We start from the raw sequence: 6,826 nt of genomic DNA, 5'->3' as shown, positions 1-6,826 counted from the left end.
AGCCTGTACGACCCCGTACGACCAGCAGTCCTGGTGGCACCACCACCAGTTACCAAGGAGGAATAAGGAATGGATCCAAACGCCCTCATCACGGCCGGTGCTCTCATCGGCGGTGGATTGATCATGGGTGGCGGCGCAATCGGCGCGGGCATCGGCGACGGCATCGCCGGTAACGCGCTGATCTCCGGCATCGCACGGCAGCCCGAAGCCCAGGGCCGTCTGTTCACGCCGTTCTTCATCACCGTCGGTCTGGTGGAGGCCGCGTACTTCATCAACCTGGCGTTCATGGCGCTGTTCGTCTTCGCCACGCCGGGCCTGAAATAGTCCGTCGGCATGGGTGAACTGAGCGCAACGATCCTGGCGGCCAGCCAGGCGGCGGGAGGAGCGGGCGGCGGGGGCAGCAACTTCCTGATCCCCAATGGCACCTTCTTCGTCGTGCTGATCATCTTCCTGATCGTGCTCGGCGTGATCACGAAATGGGTTGTGCCACCGATCAGCAAGGTCCTTTCCGAGCGGGAGGCCATGCTCGCCAAGACGGTCGCGGATAGCCGCAAGTCGGCCGAGCAGGTCACGGCCGCACAGGCCGATTACGACGAGGCCATGGCGGGGGCACGTACGGAGGCTTCGTCGATTCGTGATGAGGCCCGTACGGCCGGTCGCCAGGTGATCGACGAGAAGCGGGCCGAGGCCAGCGGCGAGGTCGCGGAGACGGTGCGCGACGCGGATGAGCAACTGTCCGAACAGCGTTCGTCGACGCAGGCTGAATTGGACTCGTCCGTGGATGGTTTGTCAGCCACCCTGGCCAGCCGCATCCTCGGCGTAGACGTGAACTCGGGCGGGAGCCGCTAAATGTCGACATTCATCGGCCAGTTGATCGGATTCGCCGTCATCGTGTACATCCTGTGGCGCTACGTCGTGCCGCCGGTGAAGGGCCTGATGCAGAAGCAGCAGGACGCGGTGCGCGCGGCACTCGCCGAGAGCGCCGAGGCTGCGCAGAAACTCGCCGACGCCGACGCGATGCACGCGAAGGCGCTCGAGGACGCGAAGGCCCAGTCGTCGAAGGTCACCGACGAGGCTCGGCATGACTCCGAGCGCATCGCCAGCCAACTGCGGGATCAGGCGGGCATTGAAGCCGAACGGCTCAAGGCCCAAGGTGCACAACAGGTCCAGCTGATGCGGCAGCAGCTCATCCGGCAGCTGCGGCAGGGTCTCGGCGAGGGGTCGGTGCAGAAGGCCGACGAACTGGTGCGTGCCCACGTCGCCGAACCCGCCGCGCAGTCCGCGACGGTGGACCGTTTCCTCGACGAGCTCGACCAGATGGCACCCGCGACAGCGACCATCGAGACGGGCGCCTCAGCGAGGCTTCGTGCCGCCAGCCGTGCAGCGCTCATCGCGCTTAGTGGCGAATTCGACGAAGCGGCAACTGATCTCGATGCCGACGGCCTCAGCACCTTGGCCGATGAATTGGCGTCGGTGGTCAGACTGCTCATCGCCGAGCCGTCGCTCGCCAAGCATCTCGCCGAACCGACGGACGACCCCTCCGCCAAGGTGCGTCTGGTCGACAGGCTGCTGTCGGACAAGGTGGGCGCCCCCGCCGTGAGCCTGGTCAAGGCTGCTGCTTCGCAGCGGTGGTCGGCCGAATCCGATCTCGTCGACGGTGTCGAGCACGTGGCCCGTCTCGCGCTCTTGAGGCGTGCCGAGGTCGAAGGCCAGGTCGACGCAGTCGAGGACCAGCTGTTCCGGTTCGGCCGTGTTTTGGACTCGGAGCCGCGGCTCTCCGCACTCCTGAGCGACTACACCACGTCGACCGACGGTCGAATCGCACTGCTGGACAGGGTTATCGACGATTCGGGTGTCGACGGCATCGCGGCAGCGCTGCTGTCGCAGACCATCGGACAGCTTCGCGGCGAGCGTGCCGACGAGGCAGTCGTCGATCTCGCCGAGCTCGCGGTGGCGCGTCGCGGTGAGGTCGTCGCGCACGTCAGCGCCGCCGCAGAACTCAGCGACGCCCAACGGGCACGGCTCGTCGAATTGTTGACGCGGATCTACGGCCACCCGGTGTCCGCCCAGCTCCACGTCGATCCCGAGCTCCTCGGCGGCCTCTCGATCACCGTCGGTGACGAGGTGATCGACGGCTCCATCGCATCCCGCTTGGCAGCCGCGCAGAACCAGCTACCGGATTGACGAGCGCTCGCGCGAGGAAACGACGGACCGGCCCCAACTACTCACCACCCACATCCAAAAGTAGGAAGACGAAGAATCATGGCAGAGTTGACAATCTCCGCTGCTGACATCGAAGGTGCCGTCGAGGAGTACGTATCCTCGTTCACCGCCGATACCCAGCGTGAAGAGATCGGCACGGTCATCGACGCTGGTGACGGCATCGCCCACGTCGAGGGCCTGCCCTCGGTCATGACCCAGGAGCTTCTCGAGTTCCCGGGCGGCGTCCTCGGCGTCGCGCTGAACCTCGACGAGCACAGCATCGGCGCGGTGATCCTCGGCGACTTCGAGAAGATCGAGCAGGGCCAGCAGGTCAAGCGCACCAACGAAGTGCTCTCGGTGCCGGTCGGCGACGCCTTCCTCGGTCGCGTGATCAACCCGTTGGGCCAGCCGATCGACGCTCAGGGCGACATCGAATCCGACACCCGGCGTGCGCTGGAACTCCAGGCGCCGTCCGTCGTGCAGCGCCAAGGTGTCTCGGAGCCGCTGCAGACCGGCATCAAGGCCATCGACGCCATGACGCCCATCGGCCGTGGCCAGCGCCAGCTCATCATCGGCGACCGCAAGACCGGCAAGACAGCGGTCTGCGTCGACACCATCCTCAACCAGCGTGAGGCATGGGCGACGGGCGATCCCAAGCAGCAGGTGCGCTGTGTGTACGTCGCGATCGGCCAGAAGGGCACCACGATCGCCAGCGTCAAGCGCGCCCTCGAAGAGGGCGGTGCGATGGAGTACACCACCATCGTCGCGGCCCCGGCGTCTGACCCTGCGGGCTTCAAATGGCTTGCGCCCTACACGGGTTCGGCCATCGGTCAGCACTGGATGTACGACGGCAAGCACGTCCTCATCGTCTTCGACGACCTCACCAAGCAGGCCGAGGCCTACCGCGCGATCTCGCTTCTGCTGCGCCGCCCGCCGGGCCGCGAGGCGTACCCCGGTGACGTGTTCTACCTGCACTCGCGGTTGCTGGAACGCTGCGGCAAGCTGAACGACGAACTGGGCGCAGGTTCGATGACCGGCTTGCCGATCATCGAGACCAAGGCCAATGACATCTCGGCCTACATCCCGACCAACGTCATCTCGATCACCGACGGTCAGTGCTTCCTGGAGACCGACCTGTTCAACCAGGGTGTGCGCCCCGCCATCAACGTCGGTGTGTCGGTATCGCGTGTTGGTGGAGCCGCCCAGATCAAGGCCATGAAAGAGGTGGCAGGAAGTCTCCGCTTGGACCTGTCTCAGTACCGCGAACTGGAGTCCTTCGCCGCATTCGCCTCCGACCTCGACGCCACCTCGAAGGCTCAGCTGGAGCGTGGCGCCCGCCTCGTCGAGCTGCTCAAGCAGCCTCAGTACAGCCCACTGTCCGTCGACGAGCAGGTCGTGGCGATCTTCCTGGGCACCAAGGGTCACCTCGACTCCGTTCCGGTGGAAGACGTTCATCGCTTCGAGGCCGAATTCCTCGAGCACGTGAAGGCCAGTCACGACGGAATCCTGAAGGACATCCGGGAGACCAAGAAGCTCCCAGAAGCGGCCGAGGACAAGCTGACGGAGATCGTCAACGACTTCAAGAAGGGGTTCGCCGCCACTGACGGAAGCTCGGTGGTCGACAACGAAGCTGAGGCCGAGGCGCTCGACCCCGACGACGTCGAGAAGGAATCCGTCAAGGTCCGCAAGCCGGCGCCGAAGAAGAAGTAGGACCGGAGAGGTCTGGAGAGCACATGGCTGCAACACTGCGCGAACTACGCGGACGAATCCGCTCCGCCGGGTCGATCAAGAAGATCACCAAGGCCCAGGAGCTGATCGCGACGTCGCGAATCTCCAAGGCGCAGGCCCGAGTCCGGGCGGCGCGGCCCTACTCGACGGAGATCACCAGCATGCTCACCGAGCTGGCGGGAGCCAGCGCGCTGGATCACCCGCTGCTCGTCGAGCGGGAGTCGCCCCAGCGGGCCGGGGTGCTGGTGGTGTCGTCGGACCGTGGTCTCTGCGGTGGCTACAACGCCAACGTCCTGCGTCAGTCCGAGGAGCTCTTCTCGCTGCTACGCGAAGAGGGCAAGACGCCCATCGTGTATGCGGTCGGCCGAAAGGCGTTGGGCTACTACCGGTTCCGTGAGCGCGACGTGGCGGAATCCTGGACCGGTTTCTCCGAGCGGCCGACGTACGAACACGCGCGAGAGATCGCCGACACCCTGGTCGCGGCGTTCCTCGCCGGTGGCGACGACGACGGTGACGATCCAGGCGACGACGGCATCCTCGGCGTCGACGAACTGCACATCGTCTTCACCGAGTTCAAGTCGATGCTTTCCCAGTCGGCGCTCACCTTGCGGATCGCGCCGATGGTGATCGAGTACGTCGGCGAGCAGGAGGACGGGCCGCAGACGCTCTTCTCCTTCGAGCCCAACGCGGAGGCGCTGTTCGACGCCCTGCTCCCGCGGTACATCGCCACGCGCGTCTACTCGGCCATGCTGGAAGCCGCCGCGTCGGAGTCGGCATCGCGCCGCCGTGCGATGAAGGCGGCCACCGACAACGCCGACGACCTGATCAAGGCGCTGACATTGGAAGCCAACCGTGAGCGCCAGGCCCAGATCACCCAGGAAATCAGCGAGATCGTCGGTGGCGCCAACGCGCTCGCCGACGCTCGGTAGCCCTCGATAGACACAACACCGGAAGCAAAGAGAAGCGAAGAGAAAATGACTGCCACCGCAGAAGATTCCAAGACCGCAGGTCGCGTGGTCCGCATCACCGGCCCGGTCGTCGACATCGAGTTCCCGCGCGGTTCCGTACCGGAGCTGTTCAACGCGCTGCACGCCGAGATCACCTACGAGCAGATGGCCAAGACCCTCACGCTCGAGGTCGCCCAGCACCTCGGGGACAACCTGGTGCGGACGATCTCCATGCAGCCCACCGACGGACTGGTTCGTGGCGTCGAGGTGACCGATACCGGCGCCTCGATCTCGGTGCCCGTCGGCGACGGCGTCAAGGGCCACGTGTTCAACGCGCTCGGCGCGTGCCTGGACGAGCCCGGTTATGGCGAGGACTTCGATCACTGGTCAATCCACCGCAAGCCCCCGCCATTCTCGGAGCTGGAGCCCCGCACCGAGATGCTGGAGACCGGCCTGAAGGTCGTCGACCTGCTGACTCCGTACGTCCGCGGTGGCAAGATCGCCCTGTTCGGCGGTGCCGGCGTGGGCAAGACGGTGCTCATCCAGGAGATGATCAACCGCATCGCCCGCAACTTCGGTGGTACGTCGGTGTTCGCCGGCGTGGGGGAGCGCACCCGCGAGGGCAACGACCTCTGGGTCGAGCTGGCCGACGCCAACGTGCTCAAGGACACGGCCCTGGTCTTCGGCCAGATGGACGAGCCGCCCGGCACCCGTATGCGGGTCGCGCTGTCGGCGCTGACCATGGCGGAGTACTTCCGCGACGAGCAGAACCAGGACGTGTTGTTGTTCATCGACAACATCTTCCGGTTCACGCAGGCCGGTTCGGAGGTCTCGACGCTGCTCGGACGTATGCCGTCCGCGGTGGGCTATCAGCCGACCCTGGCCGACGAGATGGGCGAGCTGCAGGAGCGCATCACCTCCACCCGCGGTCACTCCATTACCTCGATGCAGGCCGTGTACGTGCCCGCCGACGACTACACCGACCCGGCGCCTGCCACGACGTTCGCGCACTTGGACGCCACCACGGAACTTTCGCGTGCGGTGTTCTCCAAGGGCATCTTCCCCGCGGTGGACCCGTTGGCGTCCAGTTCGACGATCCTGGACCCCGCCGTTGTCGGTGACGAGCACTACCGCGTCGCCCAGGAGGTCATCCGGGTTCTGCAGCGCTACAAGGACCTTCAGGACATCATCGCCATCCTCGGCGTCGACGAGCTGTCCGAAGAGGACAAGCAGTTGGTCAACCGCGCGCGTCGCATCGAGCGCTTCCTCAGCCAGAACATGATGGCGGCGGAGCAGTTCACGGGTCAGCCCGGCTCGACGGTTCCGCTCAAGGAGACCATCGAAGCCTTCGACAAGCTGACGAAGGGTGAGTTCGACCACCTGCCAGAGCAGGCGTTCTTCCTCATCGGCGGCCTGGAGGACCTGGCGAAGAAGGCCGAGACCTTCGGCGCCAAACTGTGATGAGCACTTGCACGAAGAACCGAGGATACTGATGATCGTCGTGCCCGTTCTGACTCCAAAGGCGGTGTGCCATGGCTGAACTCCACCTCGAGATCGTCGCCGTCGAGCGCGAGTTGTGGTCGGGTGAGGCAACGTTCGTGTTCACCCGCACCACGGCCGGTGAGATCGGCATCCTGCCACGGCACATTCCGCTGGTGGCCCAACTGGTCGACGACGCCATGGTGCGGGTCGAGCGGGAGGGAGAGGAGGATCTTCGCATCGCGGTGGACGGGGGTTTCCTGTCCGTCACCGAAGAAGCCGTCCGGATCCTGGTCGAGAACGCCGAACTGGAATCGGAGATCGACGCCGACGAGGCCAAGCGGGACTCCGAGTCGGATGACGAGCGCACCGCAGCGTGGGGCAGGGCGCGTCTGCGTGCCCTAGGCGAGATCGACTGAGTCGCCGGTGAGCGCGTCCATGATCGTCATGGCCGCGCTGGTCGGTGTGCT

At 65.6% G+C, this 6,826-nt stretch carries 7 protein-coding genes; all 7 read left to right on the top strand.

The window, feature by feature from the left end:
• Positions 1 to 69 precede the first annotated feature (69 nt).
• The 7 genes from QOI01_RS24040 (at position 70) to QOI01_RS24010 (ending at position 6,775) form a co-directional block, all read left to right on the top strand.
• A complete protein-coding gene (locus QOI01_RS24040) occupies positions 70 to 324 on the top strand; it encodes a F0F1 ATP synthase subunit C (protein ID WP_140699582.1) in 255 nt (84 codons plus the stop codon).
• A gap of 9 nt (positions 325 to 333) precedes the next feature.
• Positions 334 to 849 carry a F0F1 ATP synthase subunit B gene (locus QOI01_RS24035; RefSeq protein ID WP_526385417.1) on the top strand — a complete coding sequence of 172 codons (516 nt, stop codon included), beginning with the start codon at positions 334 to 336 and terminating at the stop codon, positions 847 to 849.
• Entirely contained in the window at positions 850 to 2,184 is a 1,335-nt protein-coding gene (locus tag QOI01_RS24030; protein ID WP_526385415.1) for a F0F1 ATP synthase subunit B/delta, read from the top strand. It begins immediately after the preceding gene.
• A 78-nt stretch (positions 2,185 to 2,262) separates the two neighbouring features.
• Positions 2,263 to 3,912: a F0F1 ATP synthase subunit alpha gene (gene atpA / locus QOI01_RS24025; RefSeq protein WP_526385413.1), complete on the top strand. Its 1,650-nt coding sequence runs from the start codon at positions 2,263 to 2,265 to the stop codon at positions 3,910 to 3,912.
• A 23-nt stretch (positions 3,913 to 3,935) separates the two neighbouring features.
• Positions 3,936 to 4,859, top strand: a complete 924-nt coding sequence (locus tag QOI01_RS24020) for a F0F1 ATP synthase subunit gamma (RefSeq protein WP_526385411.1) — start codon at positions 3,936 to 3,938, stop codon at positions 4,857 to 4,859.
• A gap of 45 nt (positions 4,860 to 4,904) precedes the next feature.
• Complete coding sequence (atpD, locus tag QOI01_RS24015; protein WP_526385409.1) at positions 4,905 to 6,338, top strand: F0F1 ATP synthase subunit beta; 1,434 nt, start codon at positions 4,905 to 4,907, stop codon at positions 6,336 to 6,338.
• A 71-nt stretch (positions 6,339 to 6,409) separates the two neighbouring features.
• Positions 6,410 to 6,775, top strand: coding sequence for a F0F1 ATP synthase subunit epsilon (locus QOI01_RS24010; protein WP_526385407.1), 366 nt, complete (start codon positions 6,410 to 6,412; stop codon positions 6,773 to 6,775).
• Positions 6,776 to 6,826: the final 51 nt, after the last annotated feature.

The sequence above is a fragment of the Mycobacterium sp. genome, from assembly GCF_032162605.1.
In the GTDB taxonomy this organism is placed as follows: domain Bacteria; phylum Actinomycetota; class Actinomycetes; order Mycobacteriales; family Mycobacteriaceae; genus Mycobacterium.
Note: the sequence above shows the minus strand (reverse complement) of the source record. Positions and strands in the feature narration are given on the sequence as shown.